Source organism: Arthrobacter sp. NPDC055585 (assembly GCF_053619115.1).
Genome location: NZ_JBSHIT010000003.1, coordinates 322,093 through 342,747, shown reverse-complemented (window position 1 = coordinate 342,747; position 20,655 = coordinate 322,093). Strand labels below are relative to the sequence as shown.

General features: G+C 65.3%; 19 protein-coding genes. 9 read left to right on the top strand and 10 right to left on the bottom strand.

The genetic code is table 11. The features are described 5' to 3' along the window. Positions 1–35: 35 nt before the first annotated feature. From ACWGQ2_RS07815 to ACWGQ2_RS07805, 3 genes are read left to right on the top strand one after another with little or no spacing between them, the layout of a single operon-like run. A complete protein-coding gene (locus ACWGQ2_RS07815; RefSeq protein ID WP_452015959.1) occupies positions 36–989 on the top strand; it encodes an ABC transporter ATP-binding protein in 954 nt (317 codons plus the stop codon). Further along, entirely contained in the window at positions 986–1,729 is a 744-nt protein-coding gene (locus tag ACWGQ2_RS07810; protein WP_452015957.1) for an ABC transporter permease, read from the top strand. Before ACWGQ2_RS07815 ends, ACWGQ2_RS07810 begins: the two co-directional genes overlap by 4 nt. Before the next feature lie 5 nt (positions 1,730–1,734). Continuing rightward, positions 1,735–2,730: a COX15/CtaA family protein gene (locus ACWGQ2_RS07805; protein ID WP_452015955.1), complete on the top strand. Its 996-nt coding sequence runs from the start codon at positions 1,735–1,737 to the stop codon at positions 2,728–2,730. A gap of 249 nt (positions 2,731–2,979) precedes the next feature. Here the strand turns inward: ACWGQ2_RS07805 and ACWGQ2_RS07800 are convergent, their stop codons facing one another. Both ACWGQ2_RS07800 and ACWGQ2_RS07795 read right to left on the bottom strand, forming a co-directional pair. Continuing rightward, the gene (locus ACWGQ2_RS07800) at positions 2,980–3,531 is read right to left on the bottom strand and encodes a TM2 domain-containing protein (RefSeq protein ID WP_452015953.1); all 552 of its coding nucleotides are present in this window, start codon (positions 3,529–3,531) and stop codon (positions 2,980–2,982) included. Positions 3,532–3,591: 60 nt separating this feature from the next. Continuing rightward, entirely contained in the window at positions 3,592–4,488 is an 897-nt protein-coding gene (locus tag ACWGQ2_RS07795) for a heme o synthase (RefSeq protein WP_452016086.1), read from the bottom strand. A gap of 420 nt (positions 4,489–4,908) precedes the next feature. Between ACWGQ2_RS07795 and tkt the strand changes: the two genes are divergently transcribed. The 6 genes from tkt to pgl are packed head-to-tail and all read left to right on the top strand — an operon-like array spanning position 4,909 to position 13,167. Next, entirely contained in the window at positions 4,909–7,098 is a 2,190-nt protein-coding gene (tkt, locus tag ACWGQ2_RS07790) for a transketolase (protein WP_452015951.1), read from the top strand. Positions 7,099–7,119: 21 nt separating this feature from the next. Beyond that, a complete protein-coding gene (gene tal, locus ACWGQ2_RS07785) occupies positions 7,120–8,235 on the top strand; it encodes a transaldolase (protein WP_452015949.1) in 1,116 nt (371 codons plus the stop codon). Positions 8,236–8,240: 5 nt separating this feature from the next. Beyond that, positions 8,241–9,857, top strand: a complete 1,617-nt coding sequence (locus ACWGQ2_RS07780; RefSeq protein WP_452015947.1) for a glucose-6-phosphate isomerase — start codon at positions 8,241–8,243, stop codon at positions 9,855–9,857. Between the two features lie 3 nt (positions 9,858–9,860). Next, positions 9,861–11,405 (top strand): glucose-6-phosphate dehydrogenase, encoded by a 1,545-nt coding sequence (gene zwf, locus ACWGQ2_RS07775; protein ID WP_452015945.1) that lies wholly within the window; start codon positions 9,861–9,863, stop codon positions 11,403–11,405. Further along, entirely contained in the window at positions 11,402–12,337 is a 936-nt protein-coding gene (locus ACWGQ2_RS07770) for a glucose-6-phosphate dehydrogenase assembly protein OpcA (RefSeq protein WP_452015943.1), read from the top strand. Before zwf ends, ACWGQ2_RS07770 begins: the two co-directional genes overlap by 4 nt. Beyond that, entirely contained in the window at positions 12,334–13,167 is an 834-nt protein-coding gene (gene pgl, locus ACWGQ2_RS07765) for a 6-phosphogluconolactonase (RefSeq protein ID WP_452015941.1), read from the top strand. The genes ACWGQ2_RS07770 and pgl overlap by 4 nt, the downstream gene beginning before the upstream one ends. A gap of 100 nt (positions 13,168–13,267) precedes the next feature. On the opposite strand, the gene secG is transcribed toward pgl, so the two are convergent. The 8 genes from secG to rapZ form a co-directional block, all read right to left on the bottom strand. Continuing rightward, on the bottom strand, positions 13,268–13,519 hold the full coding sequence (gene secG, locus ACWGQ2_RS07760; RefSeq protein ID WP_422399451.1) for a preprotein translocase subunit SecG: 252 nt from the start codon (positions 13,517–13,519) through the stop codon (positions 13,268–13,270). 53 nt (positions 13,520–13,572) lie between these two features. Further along, positions 13,573–14,388 carry a triose-phosphate isomerase gene (gene tpiA, locus ACWGQ2_RS07755; protein WP_452015938.1) on the bottom strand — a complete coding sequence of 272 codons (816 nt, stop codon included), beginning with the start codon at positions 14,386–14,388 and terminating at the stop codon, positions 13,573–13,575. 91 nt (positions 14,389–14,479) lie between these two features. Next, on the bottom strand, positions 14,480–15,706 hold the full coding sequence (locus ACWGQ2_RS07750; protein WP_452015936.1) for a phosphoglycerate kinase: 1,227 nt from the start codon (positions 15,704–15,706) through the stop codon (positions 14,480–14,482). A 36-nt stretch (positions 15,707–15,742) separates the two neighbouring features. Continuing rightward, a complete protein-coding gene (gene gap, locus ACWGQ2_RS07745; RefSeq protein ID WP_452015934.1) occupies positions 15,743–16,747 on the bottom strand; it encodes a type I glyceraldehyde-3-phosphate dehydrogenase in 1,005 nt (334 codons plus the stop codon). A gap of 223 nt (positions 16,748–16,970) precedes the next feature. Further along, complete coding sequence (locus ACWGQ2_RS07740; RefSeq protein ID WP_452015932.1) at positions 16,971–17,597, bottom strand: superoxide dismutase; 627 nt, start codon at positions 17,595–17,597, stop codon at positions 16,971–16,973. Positions 17,598–17,701: 104 nt separating this feature from the next. Beyond that, positions 17,702–18,682 (bottom strand): DNA-binding protein WhiA, encoded by a 981-nt coding sequence (gene whiA / locus ACWGQ2_RS07735; RefSeq protein WP_452015930.1) that lies wholly within the window; start codon positions 18,680–18,682, stop codon positions 17,702–17,704. 9 nt (positions 18,683–18,691) lie between these two features. Beyond that, positions 18,692–19,717, bottom strand: coding sequence for a gluconeogenesis factor YvcK family protein (locus ACWGQ2_RS07730; RefSeq protein ID WP_452015928.1), 1,026 nt, complete (start codon positions 19,715–19,717; stop codon positions 18,692–18,694). Further along, the gene (gene rapZ, locus ACWGQ2_RS07725) at positions 19,718–20,617 is read right to left on the bottom strand and encodes an RNase adapter RapZ (RefSeq protein ID WP_452015926.1); all 900 of its coding nucleotides are present in this window, start codon (positions 20,615–20,617) and stop codon (positions 19,718–19,720) included. It lies immediately after the preceding gene. Positions 20,618–20,655: the final 38 nt, after the last annotated feature.

Below are 20,655 nucleotides of genomic sequence, written 5' to 3'. Positions count from 1 at the left end.
CAGGAAGGGACTACTACCTAACGTAGAATATGGGGGTGCCTAACGACGAACCCTGCCTGACTATCACCGGCCTGGTCCGGGACCTCGGTCCCGTGCCGGGACTGGACGGCAAAATGATCCGGGTGCTGGCCGGGGTTGACCTCACCGCCAGGCGGGGCCAGGTAACCGCACTGCTCGGTGCCAACGGTGCCGGAAAGACGACCACCCTTGAGTGTGCTCAGGGCCTGCAGCCGATCGACGGCGGTGAAGTCCGGCTGCTGGGCCAGGCGCCCTGGGGTGCCGGAGCAGAGCTGCGCGCCCGTGCCGGTGTGATGCTCCAGGAGGGCGGGCTCCCCCCGGCAGCGCGTCCGGTTGCGCTCCTGCGGCACATCGCCAGCATGTACCAGGACCCGCGCGACGTCGACGAGCTGGTTCAGCGGCTGGGCATCAACTCATTTGCCAAGACCGGCATCCGGCGGCTTTCCGGCGGCCAGCGGCAGCGTGTTGCCCTCGCGGCGGCCCTGGTAGGCAATCCCGAAGTCCTTTTCCTGGATGAACCAAGCGCCGGCCTGGATCCGCAGTCCCGGCAGATCGTTTTTGAGCTGATCCAGGAACTGCGGGACGAGGGGCTGGGAATCATCCTGACCACCCACCTGCTCGACGACGCGCAGCGCCTGGCTGACTACGTCTACATCATTGACGACGGACGTACCGTCGCCCGGGGAACGGTGGCCGAACTGACGGCCCGCTCCGCCGCGCACGCATCAGGCAGGGAGCTCTCCTTCGAAGCACGCCCGGGGCTCAAGCCGGAACTGCCCGGGCTGGAACACCTGGCCTTCACCGAAGACTCCCCCGGACGGTACGTGCTCCGCGGCGAATTCAGCCCGGCGGATCTGGCTCTCCTGGCAGGCTGGTGGAGCCAGGAAGGCATCCTTCCGGACAGCATTCATATGGCATCACGCACGCTGGAGGACGTTTTCCTCGAACTCTCCGGAAAGGAGATCCGATGAGCGCCCCGGCTTCCCTGTCCGTGCGGGTCCTGAATCAGGGCAAGTACGAGGCCGAAACCATGCTGCGCAACGGCGAGCAGCTGATCCTCGCCGTCGTGCTTCCACTTCTGGGACTCATCGCACTGAGCGTGACCCCCGTACTGGATGCCTACGGCACGTCCCGGATCGACACCGCTACACCCGGCATCCTCGCCCTGTGCGCCTTGTCCACCGCCTTTACCGGGCAGGGCATCGCCACCGGCTTTGACCGGCGCTACGGCGTGCTGCGTTTCCTCTCCACCACTCCCCTGGGCCGCGCCGGCCTGATTGCCGGCAAGGTCATTGCCGTACTCTCAGTCCTGGCCATCCAGGTAGTGCTGGTCAGCGCCGTCGCGCTGCTCATCGGCTGGCGGCCCTCCCTGCCCGGCCTGCCGCTGGCACTGGTGCTGCTGGTCCTGGGCGCCGTGGCCTTCACATCGCTGGGCCTGCTCGTTGCTGGTACGGTCCGGCCGGAGGCGACCCTGGCGATTACCAACCTGCTCTGGATCCTCCTGGCCGGGGTGGGCGGTATTATTCTTCCCGCTGCCAGCCTTCCTGCCGATATGGAGCCCTTCGTCCGGCTGCTGCCTTCGGCCGCGCTCGGTGACGTGATGAGATCAGCACTGATAGATACGCAGTTCAACCTTTCCGCCACGCTCATCCTGCTGGCGTGGACAATCCTGGGCAGCCTCGCCGCTGTCCGCTGGTTCAAATGGAGTTAGTTCCCGTGTCCAACACCCCCGCACCTGCACCTGCGACCCGGAAGGACGCGCCCTCCGGCTCACCTGCCGCCGGCAAACTGGTCCGCTCCCTGGCCGTAGCCACACTCGTGGCCAACATCCTCATTGTGGTCACCGGCGGTGCCGTGCGGCTGACGGCCTCCGGCCTCGGCTGCCCGGAGTGGCCGCTGTGCACCGCCGATTCGCTGGTTACAACCCCGGAGATGGGCGTCCACGGCATCATCGAGTTCGGTAACCGCCTCCTCACGTTTGTGCTCGCGGCCATCGCCTTCGGCATGCTCGCCTCAGTGTGGAAGTCCCGCCGCACGCGCCCGGACCTCCTCTGGCTTTCCGTCGCCGCGCTTGCCGGTATCCCGGCCCAGGCCTTCATCGGCGGCATCACCGTCTGGACCGGCCTGAATCCGTGGGTTGTCGGCCTGCACTTCATCGTCTCCATGGTGATCATCAGCGTGGCCGTGGTTCTGGTGAACCGCGCCTGGCTCAGCCCCGCCGGGGTCCGGGCCGCCCATACGCCGCTGGCGGACCGCGCCCTGCGTCCGGTTATCTGGGCGATTGGCATCCTTTCCGCCATCACTGTGGTGCTCGGTGTGATTGTCACCGGTTCCGGCCCGCACGCCGGAGATCACGGTGCGGCCCGCAACGGACTGAACCCGGACCTGATGACGCGCCTTCACGTGGTTCCGGTCTATCTGCTGGTTTTCGCCACAGCCGTGGCCCTGTATCTCGTCTTCCGCCGGACCGCGGACAAGCGGCTGCGTTCCTCGCTGGTGCTGTTCACGGGCATTGTGCTGGCGCAGGCAGTTATCGGATACGTGCAGCACTTCCTGCACCTGCCGATCGTGCTGGTAGCACTGCACATGCTCGGCGCTTCGCTGCTGACCGCTGCTGCCGCCCATGTTGTGTACACCGCGCTGTCCGGCAAGGTCCCGGGCAAGGCGCCGGCTGACGCTCAGGACGCCACAGCGGTTCCTGCAGCGAAGTAGGCGCAGCGGCTTACCGGCCCGGAGACAGCAGATCCCGCGGAACCGTCCGGTTCCGCGGGATCTGCTGTCTCTGCAGCCTGTGCCTGGGCAGCGCGCGGTACAACTGCGACGGCGTTTGGGCGCCGCGGAGAACCGCCCTTCCCACATTCAGTTACGGATGCCACCTGGTGTGACCACATCAGTCACAGAGGTAACGGAGGCTGGGAAACTGTGCACCGGCAGGAGCGGCGCGGTCCCAGCGGTGTTGGGCTATGCCTGCGCCACCGGCACAGCCGGAAGAACCACGGAAACAGTGTCAGCGTTGACTGCGCGGTCTGAGAAGTTCACGTCTCCCCCGGTGCCCGGGGACGTGAGGGTATTGATGATGAAACCCAGAGCCACCCAGACGAGGGTAATGATAAGGGCGGTCTTCTTGTACAGGTCGTACCCCGCCAGGGGACGGCCGTGAATGTCCCGCTGGTTGCCCGTGAGCATGAGGATAAGGTCAACCAGATACCAGATGCCGAAGCCGCCGAAAGTGATCAGTTTCAGGATGCCCGTACCGATCTTGCCCAGGTAAAAGCGGTCAACGCCGACGACGCCGAGAAACAGGGCGAACAGCCAGGCCGCCAGAAAGGACTTCTGCGGCGGGCCGGAGAAATACCCGGGCTGCGGCGGATAAGGCTGGGAGTACTGGTTCGGGTACGGGCCGGGGTACGCCTGGCCGTACGGCGGAGGGGGCGGCGAACCACCTGGCCCCTGCTGATACTGGCCGGTCGGCGGAGGGTAATTCCCTGGCCACTCTGAATGATTGCTCGACATGGGGGCCTGCTTCCTTCGGGGAACGTTCCTTCCGCGCAGTGCGGTCAGTCTTCCTGGAAACTAGAAAACCGGCCCGCCGACGAACGGATCGATGGCCAGGGCAACAAAGAGGATGGTGAGGTAGCTGATGGAGCCGTGGAAGACCTTCATCGCTGACTTGTCCGTGACTTCGCCGCGCAGGGCGCGGGAGTGCAGCAGGTGCGTTTCGGCCAGGAACCAGATGCCGCTCAGCACAGCGCCCAGGGTATAAACCCAGCCGGCACCGCCGACCGGAATCAGCAGCAGGGAGCAGGCCACTGTGGCGTAGGCATACAGGACAACCTGAACGGAGACCAGCTTCGCGCCGGCAACCGCGCCGAGCATCGGAACCGAGGCGTTGCGGTAGTCCTCGCCGTACTTCATGGACAGCGGCCAGTAGTGCGGCGGCGTCCACAGGAAAATCACGGTGAAGAGGATGACGGCGGGCCACTCGACGGTGTTCGTTACGGCGGCCCAGGCGATCAGCACAGGCATGCAGCCGGCTAGTCCGCCCCAGACAATGTTCTGGGTGGTGCGGCGCTTGAGGATCAGAGTGTAGAAGACTACGTAGAGCAGGATCGCACCGAGGCCAAGCAGGCCGGTCAGCGGGTTGGCTCCGAACCAGAGCAGTGCAATGGAGACAATGCCCAGCACCCAGCCGAAGACGAGTGCTTCGCGGGGGCTTACCTCGCCGGTTACCAGCGGCCGCTTCTCGGTCCGCCGCATCAGGCGGTCCATGTCCCGGTCGATGTAGCAGTTGAAGACGCCGGCGCTGGCGGCTGCGAGGGCGCCGCCAACCATGGTGGCAACCATCAGCCACACGGACGGAACTCCGCCGTGCGCAAAGAACATGGTGGGCAGGGTGGTGACCAGCAGAAGCTCAATGACGCGCGGCTTCGTGAGGGCCACATAGGCCCGGAGCTTACGTCCCACGCTCATTCTTCCGGCATATACCGGAACCTCGGCGGGGGCATGCTGCGTACTCACGAAACGATCACTCAGTCCTGTCTGGAATCCTGTCTGGGCCGTAAAAGTCCACGCTCATCATAACCTCTATCCCCTGTAGAAAACGAAGCACGGACCCGTGATCCGGGCAATTGGAGCCCGCACCGGAATCCGGCGGCCTCAACAAGGCGCAGATTGCGGCACCCGATACGCCCATTGACGTGGGCTTCGGGATAAGGTTGAACCGGACATTTCCTGCAGGGCCGGCAGGTCATTTGCACGGCTCCGGCAGGAAATTTGTGCATGTCGGGTAACGATTGCGCACAAAACCCGGTTGTAGTGGTGAGAACACCGCATCCGGCGCGGCAAGCGCCGGTAATCCGTACAGAGAGGGGCCCGGTAAACGTGCCACATTTGGAAGAGCAGAACCTGACCTGGAGCGAGACGGACAGCAAGGCAGTGGACACCGTCCGTATCCTTGCCGCCGACGCCGTTGAGAAGGTTGGAAATGGCCACCCCGGCACTGCCATGAGCCTGGCTCCGGCCGCTTACCTGCTGTTCCAGAAGGTGATGCGCCACGATCCGGCTGACCCGCACTGGCTTGGCCGTGACCGCTTCATCCTCTCCCCCGGCCACACGTCGCTGACGCTCTACATCCAGCTTTTCCTTTCCGGCTACGGCCTCGAGCTCGATGACCTCAAGGCGCTGCGCACCTGGGGTTCAAAGACCCCTGGACACCCCGAATACCGCCACACCGACGGCGTCGAGATCACCACCGGCCCGCTGGGCCAGGGCCTTGCCTCCGCAGTTGGTTTCGCGTACGCACAGCGCCGCCTGCGCGGCATGTTCGACGCCGATGCACCGGCCGGCACCAGCCCGTTCGACCACACCATCTGGGTCATCGCATCCGACGGCGACCTCCAGGAAGGCGTGACCTCGGAGGCCTCCTCCCTGGCCGGCCACCAGGAGCTGGGCAACCTTGTGGTGATCTACGACGAGAACCACATCTCGATCGAAGACGACACCGACATCGCGTTCACTGAAGACGTGCTCAAGCGCTACGAAGCCTACGGCTGGCACACCCAGCGGGTGGACTGGACTGAGAGCGGCGAATACCGCGAAGACGTCAACGGCCTCTACGACGCCCTGGCCGCAGCCAAGGCCGAAACCAACCGGCCGTCCATCATCTCGCTGCGCACCATCATCGGCTGGCCTGCACCGAATAAGCAGAACACCGGCAAGATCCACGGTTCGGCCCTTGGCCGCGACGAGGTGGCTGCACTGAAGGAAACCCTGGGCTTCGACCCGGAGAAGTCCTTCGACGTGGATCCCGACGTCCTTGCCTACACACGTGAGGTGCGTTCCCGCGGCGCTGAGGAACACGCGCTGTGGAACGACTCCTTCACGGCCTGGCAGGAAACCAACCCGGAAGGCGCCCGCCTGCTCGAGCGCATCCAGGAAGGCAAGCTGCCCCAGGGCTGGGAGGAATCCCTGCCCGTCTTCGAAACCGGCAAGGACGTTTCCACCCGAGCCGCCTCCGGCAAGGTCCTCAGCGCCATTGGCCCGGTACTGCCCGAGCTGTGGGGCGGTTCAGCCGACCTCGCCGAATCCAACAACACCACCATTGAAGGCGCACCGTCCTTCGTTCCTGCCGGGCGCCAGACGTCCACCTGGTCCGGCGGGCCCTACGGGCGCGTGCTGCACTTCGGCATCCGCGAACACGCCGCAGCTGCGATCGTCAACGGCATCACGATGTCCAGCAACACCCGCGCCTTCTCCGGCACCTTCCTGATCTTCAGCGACTACCAGCGGCCGGCCATCCGGCTGGGCGCCCTGATGGGCGTCCCGTCCATCTACGTTTGGACGCACGACTCGATCGGCCTCGGCGAAGACGGTCCGACGCATCAGCCGGTAGAGCAGCTCGCATCCCTGCGGGCCATCCCTGGACTCGACGTCGTCCGTCCCGCAGACGCCAACGAAGTGGCTGTTGCCTGGCGGACCATCCTCGAGAACACCGAGAACCCGGCCGGCATTGTGCTCACCCGCCAGAACGTTCCTACCTGGGAGCGGGGCACCGGCGCAGCAGACGCCGGGTCCTTCGCGTCCGCCGACGGCGCTGCGCGTGGCGGCTACGTACTGGCCGAGGCCGTGCGGGACGGCGAAGCGGTAACCCCTGACGTCATCCTGATCGGCACCGGTTCCGAGGTTCAGCTGGCCGTGCAGGCCCGCGAAGCGCTTGCAGCCGAAGGTATTGCCGCGCGCGTGGTTTCAATGCCCAGCGTCGAGTGGTTCAACCGCCAGGACGAGGACTACCGTGCGTCCGTGCTGCCGCGTTCGGTCAAGGCACGCGTGTCGGTGGAAGCAGGCATCGCCCAGGGCTGGCGCGAGTTCGTCGGCGACGACGGCCGCATGGTCTCCCTGGAGCACTTCGGCGCATCTGCCGACTACAAGACCCTGTTCAATGAGTTCGGCATTACCGCCGACGCCGTAGCCCAGGCCGCGCGGGATTCCCTCGCTGCCGTGCATGGCGGGGACGCAGCCCCTGCGGGCACCCCTGCAGCACCTTCCGGCGCGAACTCCACCGAGACCGGCGACCAGAAGTAAACGGATAAAGGAGCACAACCCATGACTTCCACACCCACCGCAGCGCTTTCCGAAGCCGGCGTGTCCATCTGGCTCGACGATCTGTCCCGTGAGCGCATCACCTCCGGCTCCCTCAAGGGCCTGATTACCTCCCGCAACGTCGTCGGTGTCACTACCAACCCCAGCATCTTCGCTGCGGCACTGGCCAACGGAGAGTCCTACGCGGCACAGGTTTCCCAGCTTGCCGCCAACGGGGCCGACGTCGACAAGGCGGTCTTTGAGATCACCACAGACGACGTCATCCAGGCCTGCGACATCTTCGCTCCCGTTGCCGAAGCCACTAACGGCGTGGACGGCCGGGTTTCAATCGAGGTGGATCCCCGCCTCTCCCGTGACACCCAGGGCACCATCAACGAGGCGAAGGAACTCTTCGACAAGGTTGGCCGCAGCAATGTCCTGATCAAGATCCCCGCCACCGCTGAGGGCCTGCCGGCAATCACCGCCGTACTGGCTGAAGGCATCAGCGTCAACGTGACCCTGATCTTCTCCCTGCAGCGCTACCGCGAGGTCATCAACGCCTTTATGGCAGGCATTGAGCAGGCCCGCGAGAACGGCCACGACCTCTCCAAGATCCACTCCGTGGCCTCCTTCTTTGTCTCCCGCGTGGACGCTGAAATCGACAAGCGGCTGGACGGCATCGGCACCGACGAAGCCAAGGCACTGAAAGGCAAGGCCGGCCTGGCCAACGCCCGCCTGGCCTACCAGGTCTACGAGGAGTCCTTCGCTTCCGAGCGCTGGCAGGTCCTGGCAGCAGCCGGAGCCAACGCCCAGCGCCCGCTCTGGGCCTCCACCGGCGTGAAGGATCCGGCGCTGCCGGACACCCTCTACGTCACGGGTCTGGTTGCGCCGCATACGGTCAACACCATGCCGGAGAAGACCCTGGAAGCCACCGCGGACCACGGCGTCATCACCGGCGACACGATCACCGGCACCTACGCAGAATCCGCTGCCGTGCTCGATGAGCTGGACGCGGCCGGTGTCGACTACAACGACGTCGTAGAGGTCCTGGAGGCCGAAGGCCTGGACAAGTTCGTTGTCTCCTGGGGCGAACTGCTGGAAACCGTAACTGCCGCACTGGAAACCGCACGGAAGGCATAGCACCCATGACGACCCTGTCCTTTGAAGCTGCCGGAGCCGCCCGCGAAGCCGTGGAGGCACAGGTCCCTGCCCTGGTCCGGGACGAGGTAGCCACCCGGCTCCTCGCCCAGGATCCGACGCTGTGGGGCCCGGACGCCGAGGCTGAAGCCTCCATCCGCCTCGGCTGGCTGAACCCCGCGCCAAGTTCCCGGCCGCTTCTGGGACAGATCCGGGCGCTGCGCGAAGAACTCGCAGCTGAAGGCGTGGACCGCGTGGTCCTCGCCGGCATGGGCGGCTCCTCGCTGGCCCCGGAAGTCATTACCCGCACCGCAGGCGTGGACCTCACGGTGCTCGATTCCACGGATCCTGATTCGGTGGCAGCTGCCCTGGCGGAAGACCTGGCGTCCACCGTCCTGGTGGTCTCCTCCAAGTCGGGATCCACTGTGGAAACGGATTCGCAGCGCCGTGCCTTCGAAGACGCCTTCACCAAGGCAGGAATCGATGCCGCCTCGCGGATCGTCGTCGTCACCGACCCCGGGTCGCCGCTGGACGCAGCGGCCCGGGAAGCCGGTTACCGCGCCGTCTTCAACGCTGACCCCAATGTGGGCGGACGCTATTCTGCGCTGACTGCCTTCGGGCTGGTTCCCTCCGGTTTGGCCGGGGCGGACGTTGAAGCACTGCTCGACGCCGCCGAGGACACCGCTGAGATCCTGAGCGACAACGCTGAAGACAACATTGGCCTGGCCCTGGGCGCTGCACTGGGCGGCACCAATCCGCTGCGGAACAAAATCGTGATTGTGGACGAGGGGTCCGGCCTGGCCGGTTTCCCGGACTGGGCGGAACAGCTCATCGCTGAATCCACCGGCAAGCTGCAGACCGGCATCCTGCCCGTCGTCGCTGAACCGCAGGCACCCGAGGTCCTCAGCGGGGCCCCGGATGTGCTGGTGGTACGGCTCACGGCGCCGGATTCCGAGGCCATGCCCGAGGGCGACCAGGTGGTTGTCTCAGGCAGCCTTGGCGCCCAGATGATGCTTTGGGAGTACGCCACCGCCGTAGCCGGACGCCTGCTGGGCATCAATCCCTTTGACCAGCCCGACGTCGAAGCAGCCAAGAAGGCAGCGCGCGGCCTGCTGGACGCGCAGCCCGAGCCGGCAGCGCCGTCATTCGTTGACGGGTCCATTGAGGTCCGCGGCGATTCCTCCCTGCTGGGCGGGGCAACCAGTCTTGGCGAAGCACTGCAGGCACTGCTGGGACAGCTCGGGGAAGACGGCTACCTCAGCGTCCAGGCCTACCTGGACCGGGCAGCACAGTCCGAACTGGAGCAGCTGCGTCCGGAACTTGCCCGCAAGACCGGGCGCCCGGTCACTTTTGGCTGGGGACCCCGGTTCCTGCACTCCACCGGACAGTTCCACAAGGGCGGCCCGGCACAGGGCGTTTACCTTCAGGTGACCGGCAATTCCGTGCAGGACATTCCCATTCCGGGACGGCCCTTCACCTTTGGTGAACTGATCGCGGCACAGGCAGCCGGCGACGCCCAGGTCCTCGCGGACCACGGCCGCCCCGTCCTGCGGCTGAACCTGCTGGAAAGGAAAGCCGGGGTGGCACAGCTGGCCGCGGCGGTAGCGGACCTGGGTGGTAAATAGCTGATGTTCAATGAGCACGACAACGGATCGGCATCCCCGCTGAGGGATCCCCGCGACCGGCGGCTAAGCCGGATCGCGGGGCCGTCCTCGCTGGTGATTTTCGGCGTCACGGGAGACCTGGCGCGCAAGAAACTCATTCCGGCCGTCTATGACCTCGCCAACCGCGGCCTGCTCCCGCCGAGCTTCGCCCTTGTGGGGTTCGGCCGCCGGGAATGGAGCGACGCCGACTTCGTTGACTACGTCAAGGAAGCCGTCCAGGCGGGCTCACGCACCAGGTTCAGTGAGAGTGTGTGGGACCAGCTGGTGGAAGGCATCCGCTTTGTCCAGGGCGGATTTGATGACCACGCCGCCTTCGACACCCTGCGCAGCACGCTGCAGGACCTCGATGAGAAGCGCGGCACCCGCGGGAACGTGGCGTTCTACCTCTCAGTCCCGCCGAAGAGCTTTGAACAGGTCTGCCAGCAGCTCTCCAGCCACGGCCTGGCGGAGTCCTCCGGCGGGCGCTGGCGGAGGGTGGTCATTGAGAAGCCGTTCGGCCACGACCTGCAGTCCGCCCGGGACCTGAACGAAGTCGTCGAGTCAGTGTTTCCCGCCGACTCGGTCTTCCGCATTGACCATTACCTGGGCAAGGAAACCGTCCAGAATATCCTGGCGCTGCGCTTCGCCAACCAGCTCTTCGAACCGATCTGGAACGCCAACTACGTTGACCACGTTCAGATCACCATGGCCGAGGACATCGGAATCGGCGGCCGTGCAGGCTACTACGACGGCGTTGGGGCTGCCCGCGACGTCATCCAGAACCACCTGCTGCAGCTGCTGGCCCTCACCGCCATGGAAGAGCCGATTTCCTTCGACGCAGCGCACCTGCGGGCGGAAAAGGAAAAGGTGCTGGCTGCCGTCCGGCTGCCCGAGGACCTGTCCCGGCATTCGGCCCGCGGACAGTACACCGGCGGCTGGCAGGGCGGGGAAAAAGTAACCGGATTCCTCGAGGAAGAGGGCTTCAACCCCGAATCCCGGACCGAAACGTTCGCCGCGGTCCGCCTGGACATCAACACCCGGCGCTGGGCCGGTGTGCCGTTCTACCTGCGCGCCGGTAAACGGCTGGGACGCCGTGTCACGGAAATCGCCGTCGTCTTCAAGCGTGCTCCGAACCTGCTTTTCCGTGACCACGCCGAAGACGACTTTGGCCAGAACGCCGTGGTCATCCGGGTCCAGCCGGACGAAGGAGCCACCATCCGGTTCGGTTCCAAGGTCCCCGGGACCCAGATGGAGGTGCGGGACGTATCCATGGACTTCGGCTACGGGCACTCCTTCACCGAGTCCAGCCCGGAGGCCTACGAACGGCTGATCCTGGATGTGCTGCTCGGTGAACCGCCGCTGTTCCCCCGGCACCAGGAAGTTGAACTGTCCTGGAAGATCGTGGACCCGTTCGAAGAGTACTGGGCGTCCCTGGACGAACAGCCCGAGCCCTATGCGCCCGGAAGCTGGGGACCTGCCTCCGCCGATGAACTGCTTGCCCGCGACGGAAGGACCTGGAGAAGGCCGTGATAGTAGACCTGCCGGACACCACCACGTCCAAGGTGTCCAAGAAAATCGTCGCGATGCGGGACAAGGGCGGCGTGATCGCCCTGGGCCGGGTGCTGACCCTGGTCATCGTGACGGAACCGGATTACGTCGAGGAGGCTATTGAGGCAGCCAACGACGCAAGCCGGGAACATCCCTGCCGGGTGATTGTGCTGGCGGCCGGATCAGCGGAGGAACCCTCGCGCCTTGACGCCCAGATCCGGGTTGGCGGCGACGCCGGTGCCTCCGACGTGATCCTGCTGTACGGCTACGGGGAACTTGCCGCTGAAAGCGAGTCGCTGGTCTCGGCACTGCTGCTGCCCGACGCGCCGATTGTGGTGTGGTGGCCCCACGGTCTCCCCCACTCCGCGGCACAGACCCCGCTGGGCCGCATTGCGCACCGCCGCATCACTGATGCCGCGAACGAGTCCGATCCCAAGCAGGCGCTGCTCGAGCTCAGCGAGAGTTATGAAGCCGGCGACACCGATCTGAGCTGGACCCGCCTGACCCACTGGCGGATTCAGCTTGCGGCAGTGCTGGAGCAGTACGGCGCCGGGGGAATCACCTCTGTTGTAGTAGAGGGGGCCTCCGATTCGGCCAGCACCTTCCTGCTGGCGGCGTGGCTGAAGCACGCCCTGAAAGTGCCCGTGGAGATCATCGAGGATCCTGCCGGGGCAGGAATCCGCCGGGTGCGCATTGAGCGTGAGGGCGGAGCACTTGAACTGCGGCGCCCCGAGGGCAGCACCGCCTACCTGACCCAGCCCGGCCAGCCGGAACAGCGCATTGCGCTTCCGCTGAGGAACCTGCATGAGTGCCTCGCGGAAGAGCTGCGCCGTCTGGACCCGGACGAAGTATTCGGAGAAGTACTGACACAGGGGCTGGCCGCGTGCCTGGCCCCGGAAGGGAACGCCGCATGAGGCACTCCCCCAAAGGCGTGACCATCCACCCGGACTTCGATGCCCTGGTCAAGGCCACCGCGGCCCGCCTGGTCACCAAGCTGGTGGACGTACAAAGCAGGCGCGGGGAAGCCACCGTGGTGCTCACCGGCGGCAGCGCCGGCACCGCTGTCCTGGCCGCCGTGGCCGCCGGACCGGCGCGTACCGCCGTGGACTGGAACAGGGTGAACTTCTGGTGGGGGGATGAGCGCTTCGTGGCCCCGGATTCCCCGGACCGCAACGCACTGGGCGCGCAGGAAGCGCTGCTGCGCCCGCTCAAGGCTGACCCGGCGCGGGTTCACGAGATGCCCTCCACAGCTGACTTCGCCACGGTGGAGGAAGCCGCAGATGCCTATGCCGCCGAGCTGGCGGGTGCCGCTGAAGCCGAGGTGCTGGCGGAGGGATTCGAAGCCCCTGACAGCCGTCTGCCGCGCTTTGACGTGCTGCTGCTCGGCGTGGGACCCGACGCCCATGTGGCCTCGCTGTTCCCGGAGATGGCCGGGATCCGCACTACCGGCCAGACCACGGTTGGCGTCCGGAACGCTCCCAAGCTTCCGCCCGAGCGGGTCTCGCTGACCCTGGAAGCGATCAACACTGCCGAGGAAGTCTGGCTGACGGTGGCAGGTGAAGACAAGGCAGGCGCTGTGGGTCTGGCCCTTGCAGGCGCAGGTCCGGTCCAGGTACCTGCCGCAGGACCGCGGGGCCAGCTCAAGACCCGCTGGCTGATTGACCAGGCCGCGGCGTCACAGCTGCCCGAGCAGCTGTTCGAAGGCGAGGATCAGGAAGCCGAAGAACTGGAAGCCGGCAGCTAGCTCCCCTCCACTGGCTCACGAACATGCACAAAAGGAAGGCCCCGGTCCAAGTGACCGGGGCCTTCCTTTTACATCTTGGTTTGTGCGCCTGCCGGCGGTTCTACGATTCGCCGGAGAACCGCTGGATGAGCCCCAGGGCAACAATGATCAGGCCCCAGGAGATACCGAGGATCACGGTAAAGCGGTTGAGGTTCTTCTCAGCCACGCCGGAGGAACCCATGCTGGTGCTCATGCCGCCGCCGAACATATCCGACATGCCGCCGCCGCGCCCCTTGTGCAAAAGGATCAGGAGGGTCAGCAGCAGGCTGCTCAGCCCCAGCAGGACAAGCAGGATGATCTTCAGAATTTCCACTTACGGCCTTTCACGGGTGACGCATGAGATTGGAGACCTTGCCGCTGTGCAGGTCAGTCGGTCACCAGATGTTCTTCAAACCTGACAATATTAGCAAATTCGGATACATCCAAACTCGCCCCGCCCACCAGCACGCCGTCCACGTCCCGCTCCTTGAGAATGCTGGCAGCATTGGATGCCTTGACCGAACCGCCGTAGAGCAGGCGCACCTTCGCGGCAACGGCGTCGTCGTACAGATCAGCCAGCTCGGTGCGGATGGTGCTGCACATTTCCTGGGCGTCGTCCGGTCCGGCAACCTCACCCGTACCGATGGCCCACACCGGCTCATAGGCGATGACAAGCTTGGAGACTTCCTCCGCGGAGAGGCCCACAAGGTCGTTGCGCACCTGCTGGAGGGTGTGGAGCAGGTGCTCGCCGGCCTGGCGCTCGGCAAGGCCTTCTCCGACGCAGAGGATCGGAGTCAGGCCGTGGCGGAAGGCAGCTTTCAGCTTGGCGTTCAGCAGCTCGTCCGTTTCCCCGTGAACACTGCGGCGCTCACTGTGCCCCACGAGCACGTAGCTGCAGCCGAGCTTGGCGAGGAACTGGCCGGAGATGTCGCCCGTGTAGGCACCGGAATCTTCCGGGGAAAGGTCCTGCGCCCCGTAGCCGATCTTCAGTTTGTCGCCCTGGACAAGCGTCTGGGTGCTGCGGAGGTCCGTGAACGGCGGGAAGACCACTACCTCAACACGGCTGTAGTCATGCCGGGCGTCGCTGAGGGTCCAGGCCAGCTTCTGCAGCAGCGTGATGCCCTGGACGTGGTCCATGTTCATTTTCCAGTTGCCCGCGATCAGCGGTGTGCGGTCGTACTTGCCGTTGGTCGAGGTGGTCATCTCTGCTCCGGTTTCGTTGTGGTTGGGATAAAGATTGGGCGGACATGACGAACGGGCCCGCCGGAGAGCCTCCGGGGGACCCGTTCGCAGCCTACTTGCCGAGGACAGCGATCCCCGGCAGTTCCTTGCCTTCGAGGTACTCCAGGCTTGCTCCGCCGCCGGTGGAGATGTGCGAGAAGTCGCTGTCGGAGAATCCGAGTTTACGCACGGCAGCAGCGGAATCACCGCCGCCAACCACGGTCAGCCCGGAGCAGTCCTTCAGGCCCTCGGCGACTGCACGCGTGCCGCCGGCGAAAGCGTCGAATTCGAAGACACCCATGGGGCCGTTCCAGAACACGGTCTTGCCGGAACGAATGCGGTCAGCGAAGGCAGCGCCGGAAGCAGGCCCGATGTCCAGGCCGATGCCGGAGGCACCGAAACGGCTGTCCTCCATGGACTCCGCCGGCACCACCTGGTGCTCCGCGTCGGCGGCGAACTTGTCTGCCACCACGATGTCGGTGGGCAACACAAACTCACAGCCCGCTTCCTTGGCCCTGGCGAGGTAGTCCTTGACCGTGTCGATCTGGTCTTCCTCCAGGAGGGAGGCTCCCACCTTGTAGCCCTGCGCAGCGAGGAAGGTGAAGACCATCCCGCCGCCCACCAGAAGGTAGTCGGCGCGGGTCATCAGGTTCTCGATCACGGCCAGCTTGTCGGAGACCTTGGAACCGCCCAGGACCACCACGTACGGCTTGGCGGGGTCCGTGGTGAGGCGGGAGAGGACATCGAGTTCGCTGCGGACAAGGTTTCCCTCATAGGCGGGCAGGACTTCGGCGATGTCATAGACGCTCGCGTGCTTGCGGTGCACCGCACCGAAGGCATCGTCCACGTACGCTCCGCCGCTGCCGGTGAGGGATGCCAGCTCCCGCGCCAGCTCCATCCGCTGGGCATCGTCCTTGGACGTTTCCCGCGGATCGAACCGGATGTTCTGCAGGATCAGGACACTGCCCGAAGCCAGTGATCCCGCAAGCTCACGGGCGCTGGTTCCCACAACATCCTCGGCGAACTCCACGGCAAAGGGAGCAAGCTCGTCCAGCCGGTCAGCGGCCGGGCGCAGGCTGTACTTCTCATCCGGCTGGCCCTTGGGCCGGCCAAGGTGTGCCATGACGATTACCTTGGCGCCGTGTTCCACGAGCAGCTGCAGCGTGGGGATCGAGGCACGAATCCGGCCGTCGTCGGTAACGCGTCCCCCGTCGAGGGGAACGTTGAGGTCGGAGCGGACCAGAACGTACCTGTTGTCAACGCCGTCGCTGATCAGTTCGTCAAGTGTCTTAATTGTCATGTCAACCTTTGCTTCTTTGCCGTGCGGGCGGGGAACCTAGAGCTTCGAGGCTACAAGCGTGGTGAGGTCCACCAGCCGGCAGGAGTAGCCCCATTCGTTGTCGTACCAGCCGACCACCTTGACCTCGTTGCCCATGGCCCTGGTCAGCGGCGCATCGAAGATGCAGGAGGCCGGATCAGTGACGATGTCGGAGGAGACAATCGGTTCGTCGGAGTAGCGCAGGTAGCCGTTCAGGCCGCCTTCGCTGGCCGCCTTGTAGGCGTCCGTGATCTCATCGACGCTCGCCTCGCGGGCCAGGGTAACGGTCAGGTCCGTAACCGAGCCGGTGGGTACCGGGACACGGAGGGCGAAGCCGTCCAGCTTCCCGTCCAGCTCGGGGATGACCAGGCCGATTGCCTTGGCGGCACCGGTGGTGGTCGGAACAATGTTCAGTGCCGCGGCGCGGGCCCGCCGAAGGTCGCGGTGCGGTCCATCCTGGAGGTTCTGGTCCGCTGTGTAGGCGTGAACCGTGGTCATCAGCCCGCGCTCAATGCCGAAGGCGTCATTGATGACCTTTGCCAGCGGGGCCAGGCAGTTGGTGGTGCAGGAGGCGTTGGAGACGATGTTGTCTGTTTCCGGGTTGTATTCGGAGTCATTGACGCCCATGACGATAGTGCGGTCCGCGCCCTTGCCGGGAGCTGAAATCAGGACCTTTTTGGCCCCGGCATCGATGTGCTTGCGGGCGTCGTCGGCCTTGGTGAAGAACCCGGTGGACTCGATGACGATGTCCACGCCCATGTCCTTCCAGGGAAGCTGGGAGGGATCACGCTCGGCCAGGACCCTGATGGTCTTGCCGCCGACCACCAGGTTGCCGTCCTGGACTTCGACGCTTTCGCCGATCCGGCCGGTGATGGAGTCGTATTTGAGCAGGTGAGCCAGGGCCTCTGGGCTGGTCAGGTCGTTGACCGCGACGATGTCCAGATCCGCATTCTGCTCGAGTGCTGCCCGAAAATAGTTGCGTCCGATACGCCCGAATCCATTGATTCCAACACGAGTAGTCACTTTTGTTCTCTCCTTGATAGCGGGTCGTTCGAGAATCAGTGACCTCAGTGGGGAAAGGCCACTTCAGTTGACTTCGCAGGAGCGGCGCGATCCGGACCTGCTTCAGCGCACGGGTTGCCGGTCAGGGCGTGCATGAGCCGTTGCTTCATCTTACGCGCAGGTGCCGCCGGTATGTGACCGGCGGCACCTGATTATTGGCGTACTGGGCGCAATAAATGACGCGTTACGCGGGCAGGATCAGCCCGGTTGCGCCGGAACGTGCAGCGTCGAAGCGGGCAGCGACGTCGGCCCAGTTGACGATGTTCCAGAAGGCCTTGACGTAGTCAGCCTTGACGTTGACGTAGTCCAGGTAGAAGGCGTGCTCCCACATGTCCAGCATCAGCAGCGGGATGGTGCCAACGGGAATGTTGCCCTGCTGGTCGTAGAGCTGCTCGATGACAAGGTTTCCGCCGAGGGGCTCGTAGGCCAGGATGGCCCAGCCGGAACCCTGCAGCGAGTTGGCTGCAGCGGTGAACTGGCCGCGGAAGGCATCGAAGGATCCGAAGAAATCGTCGATAGCTGCCGCCAGCTCGCCTACGGGCTTGTCGCCGCCTTCCGGAGACAGGTTGTTCCAGAAGATGGAGTGGTTCGTGTGCCCGCCGAGGTGGAACGCGAGGTCCTTGGAGAGCTTCGGGATGTTGCCGAACTCGCCCTTTTCACGGGCTTCGGCCATCTGTGCCAGGGCCGTGTTGGCGCCGGCGACGTAGGTGGCGTGGTGCTTGTCATGGTGGAGTTCCATGATGCGTGCCGAGATGTGGGGTTCGAGGGCTGCGTAGTCGTACGGCAGTTCCGGCAGTGTGTATTCGTTCACGAAAATCCTCCGTTGATTGTCGGATCCATAACTCCGGACGGCGTGTCCGTCCGGAAGTTCTTTGTGCTGAAAATCAGCACGCTTAGTCCATCCTATGCAAGACCCTACTGGTCTAGCATTTCGGGGGTCACATTGGCTTCAGTACCGGGGATGCCGAGTTCGGCGGCACGCTTGTCCGCCATGGCCAGGAGCCGGCGGATCCGTCCGGCAATGGCGTCCTTGGTCATGGGAGGATCAGCCAGGCGGCCCAGCTCGTCCAGGCTCGCCTGCTTGTGGGCCACCCGGAGTTCACCGGCGTAGCGCAGGTGGTCCGGGACGTCTTCTCCGAGGATTTCAAGGGCACGCTCCACGCGGGCTCCTGCAGCCACGGCCGCCTGGGCCGAGCGGCGCAGGTTGGCGTCGTCGAAGTTCGCCAGGCGGTTGGCAGTTGCCCGCACCTCCTTGCGCATCCGGCGCTCTTCCCAAACCATCAGCGCATCGTGTGCGCCCATGCGGGTCAGGAGCGCGGCGATGGTATCGCCGTCGCGGATCACCACACGGTCAACGCCGCGCACTTCGCGTGCCTTCGCCTGGATGCCGATGCGGCGGGCAGCGCCAACCAGCGCCAGCGCGGCCTCCGGGCCCGGGCAGGTGACTTCCAGCGAGGAAGAACGGCCGGGCTCGGTCAAGGAGCCGTGGACCAGGAACGCTCCGCGCCACACCGCCTCAGCGTCCGCAGCGGATCCGTTGACGACGACGGAGGGCAGGCCGCGGACCGGCCGCCCGCGGGCGTCCAGCAGGCCGGTCTGGCGGGCCAGGGACTCTCCGTCCTTGACCACGCGGACAATGTAGCGGTTGCCCCGGCGGAGGCCGGAACCGGACACCACCACAATGTCACTGGCATGGCCGTAGACCTCCGCAATGGCAGCACGCAGCCGCCGGGCGGTTGAGGCGAGGTCCACCTCTGCCTCAATCACGATCCTGCCTGAGATGATGTGCAGGCCCCCTGCAAAGCGCAGCATTGCCGATACTTCGGCTTTTCGAACCGAGGATTTCTTCACGCTCAGGCGCGAAAGTTCCTCTTTGACTGCAGCAGTCAGCGCCACAAAACACTCCTAGTTTTCCCCGAAAATATCGTGATAGGCGGCTGCCAGGCGCAGCGGATCATGGATCGGCCGCCCGGCCGCTGCCCCTACCTTACCGAAGACGGCACGTGCCCCCATTTCCGCCGCCGCGGCCGCGAAGGCGTCCGGGTCCTCGACGACGGCGGGATCGGCCAGCACGGCGTCGACCTTGAAGCCGGGCGCGTAGCGCCGGATGGCGTGCAGGTGGTCGACGGCGCTCATCCCGGCTGTTTCCTTGGTCTCATTGCGCAGGTTCATGGTCAGGCAGCGGCGGGCATTCGTGGAGCACAGCGCATCCCGCAGCTGGGGCAGCAGCAGGTGCGGGAGCACCGAGGTGTACCAGGAGCCCGGGCCCAGGATGACCCAGTCAGCCCTTTCGATGGCGGTAAGCGCATCTGGGCAGGCAGGTGCGTCCGAGGGCAGGAGACGGACATTGACCACGTTGGAACGGGTGCCTGCTACGGCCAGCTCGGCCTGGCCGGTGACCGTTTCGTGGCGGAGTCCCGACGCGGTCTGGCGCAGCACGTCACCCTGGATGGTGAGCGGATGGGTAGACATGGGCAGAACCTGGCCGCGCGCACCGAGCAGGGCGCCGGCCCACTGGAGGCCCGCCACCGGATCCCCGAGCAGTTCCCACAGGGTAACGATCAGCAGGTTGCCGAGGGCATGGTTGTCCAGCGAACCGTCCACACCCGGCTTGGACTGGAAACGGTGCTGCATCACGTCCCGCCAGGTCCGTCCCCAGTCAGTGTCATCACACAGGGCCGCCAGCGCCATCCTGAGGTCTCCCGGAGGCAGCACATCGAGTTCTTCGCGCAGTCGGCCGGAGGAACCGCCGTTGTCCGCTACGGTGACAACGGCGGTGAGATCGGTGGTCAGCAGCCGCAGCGCGGAGAGTGTGGCGGAAAGCCCGTGCCCTCCCCCGAGCGCGACGACGGCGGGGGGCTTTGTTCCGCTGGTTGCCGGGAGGGTGGATCCCTCCGGAAGGACCGGGATGGGCCCGGTCAGGAACCCCACCTACTCCCGCCCCAGGTCGCGGTGGTGGGCGCTGACTGTTACGTGAGGCAGTTTGGCCAGCCGTTTTGCCAGTTCCTCGGTGACGGCCACGGAGCGGTGCTTGCCGCCGGTGCAGCCGACGGCGATGGTCGCGTAGTGCTTGTTCTCCCGCCGGTAGCCGTCGATGACGGGCACCAGCGCATCCACGTAGCGGTCCAGGAACTCTGCCGTGCCGTGGGCAGCGAGGACAAAGTCACGCACATCGGCATCCTGGCCCGTGTGCGGCCGCAGCTGGGGAACCCAGTGCGGGTTGGGAATGAAACGGACGTCGGCCACGAAGTTCGAGTCCACCGGCAGACCGTACTTGAATCCGAAGCTCATGACGTTCAGCCGCAGGACAATGGGGCCCTGTTCGGTGAAAAGCTCCGTGATGGCAGTGGCCAGGGCGTGAACGTTGAGCTTGGAGGTATCGATGATGATGTCCGAGGCGTCCCGGAGTTCCTTCACCACGTCGCGCTCGGCGGCGATGCCGTCCAGGATCCGGCCGTCCTCCTGCAGCGGGTGGGGGCGGCGGCCGGATTCAAAGCGCTGGACGAGGGTCTGGTCCGAGGCGTCGAGGAAAAGGAGACGGTAGGAAACACCAGCAGCGCGCAGGCTGTTCAGCGCTTCGCGGATGTCCTGGAAGAGTTCCTTGCTGCGCACGTCCATGACCACTGCGAGTTTGGGTATCGAGTGCGGCATCCGGGAGACCAGTTCGGTGAGGGTGCCCAGCATCATGGGAGGCAGGTTCTCCACGACGTACCAGCCATGGTCCTCGAGTGCGTTGGCAGCCGTACTGCGTCCGGCACCGGACATACCGGTGACAACAAGCAGTTCGGACTCGGCAGGCTTCACGCTTTTCAGCCCGTCCACTTCAGTCATCTTTTCCTGTTCCCGTCACTCGCCAGGGCCATCCGGGG

Coding starts and splice junctions, on each gene's coding strand:
- ACWGQ2_RS07810 (WP_452015957.1), top strand. CDS start 986: ATGAGCGCCCCGGCTTCCCTGTCCGTGCGGGTCCTGAATCAGGGCAAG.
- tpiA (WP_452015938.1), bottom strand. CDS start 14,388: ATGACCACCTCGACCAACGGCAAGTACGACCGCACACCGCTGATCGCG.
- ACWGQ2_RS07795 (WP_452016086.1), bottom strand. CDS start 4,488: ATGAGCGTGGGACGTAAGCTCCGGGCCTATGTGGCCCTCACGAAGCCG.
- pgl (WP_452015941.1), top strand. CDS start 12,334: ATGAGGCACTCCCCCAAAGGCGTGACCATCCACCCGGACTTCGATGCC.
- ACWGQ2_RS07800 (WP_452015953.1), bottom strand. CDS start 3,531: ATGTCGAGCAATCATTCAGAGTGGCCAGGGAATTACCCTCCGCCGACC.
- zwf (WP_452015945.1), top strand. CDS start 9,861: ATGTTCAATGAGCACGACAACGGATCGGCATCCCCGCTGAGGGATCCC.
- ACWGQ2_RS07750 (WP_452015936.1), bottom strand. CDS start 15,706: ATGACAATTAAGACACTTGACGAACTGATCAGCGACGGCGTTGACAAC.
- rapZ (WP_452015926.1), bottom strand. CDS start 20,617: ATGACTGAAGTGGACGGGCTGAAAAGCGTGAAGCCTGCCGAGTCCGAA.
- ACWGQ2_RS07780 (WP_452015947.1), top strand. CDS start 8,241: ATGACGACCCTGTCCTTTGAAGCTGCCGGAGCCGCCCGCGAAGCCGTG.
- tal (WP_452015949.1), top strand. CDS start 7,120: ATGACTTCCACACCCACCGCAGCGCTTTCCGAAGCCGGCGTGTCCATC.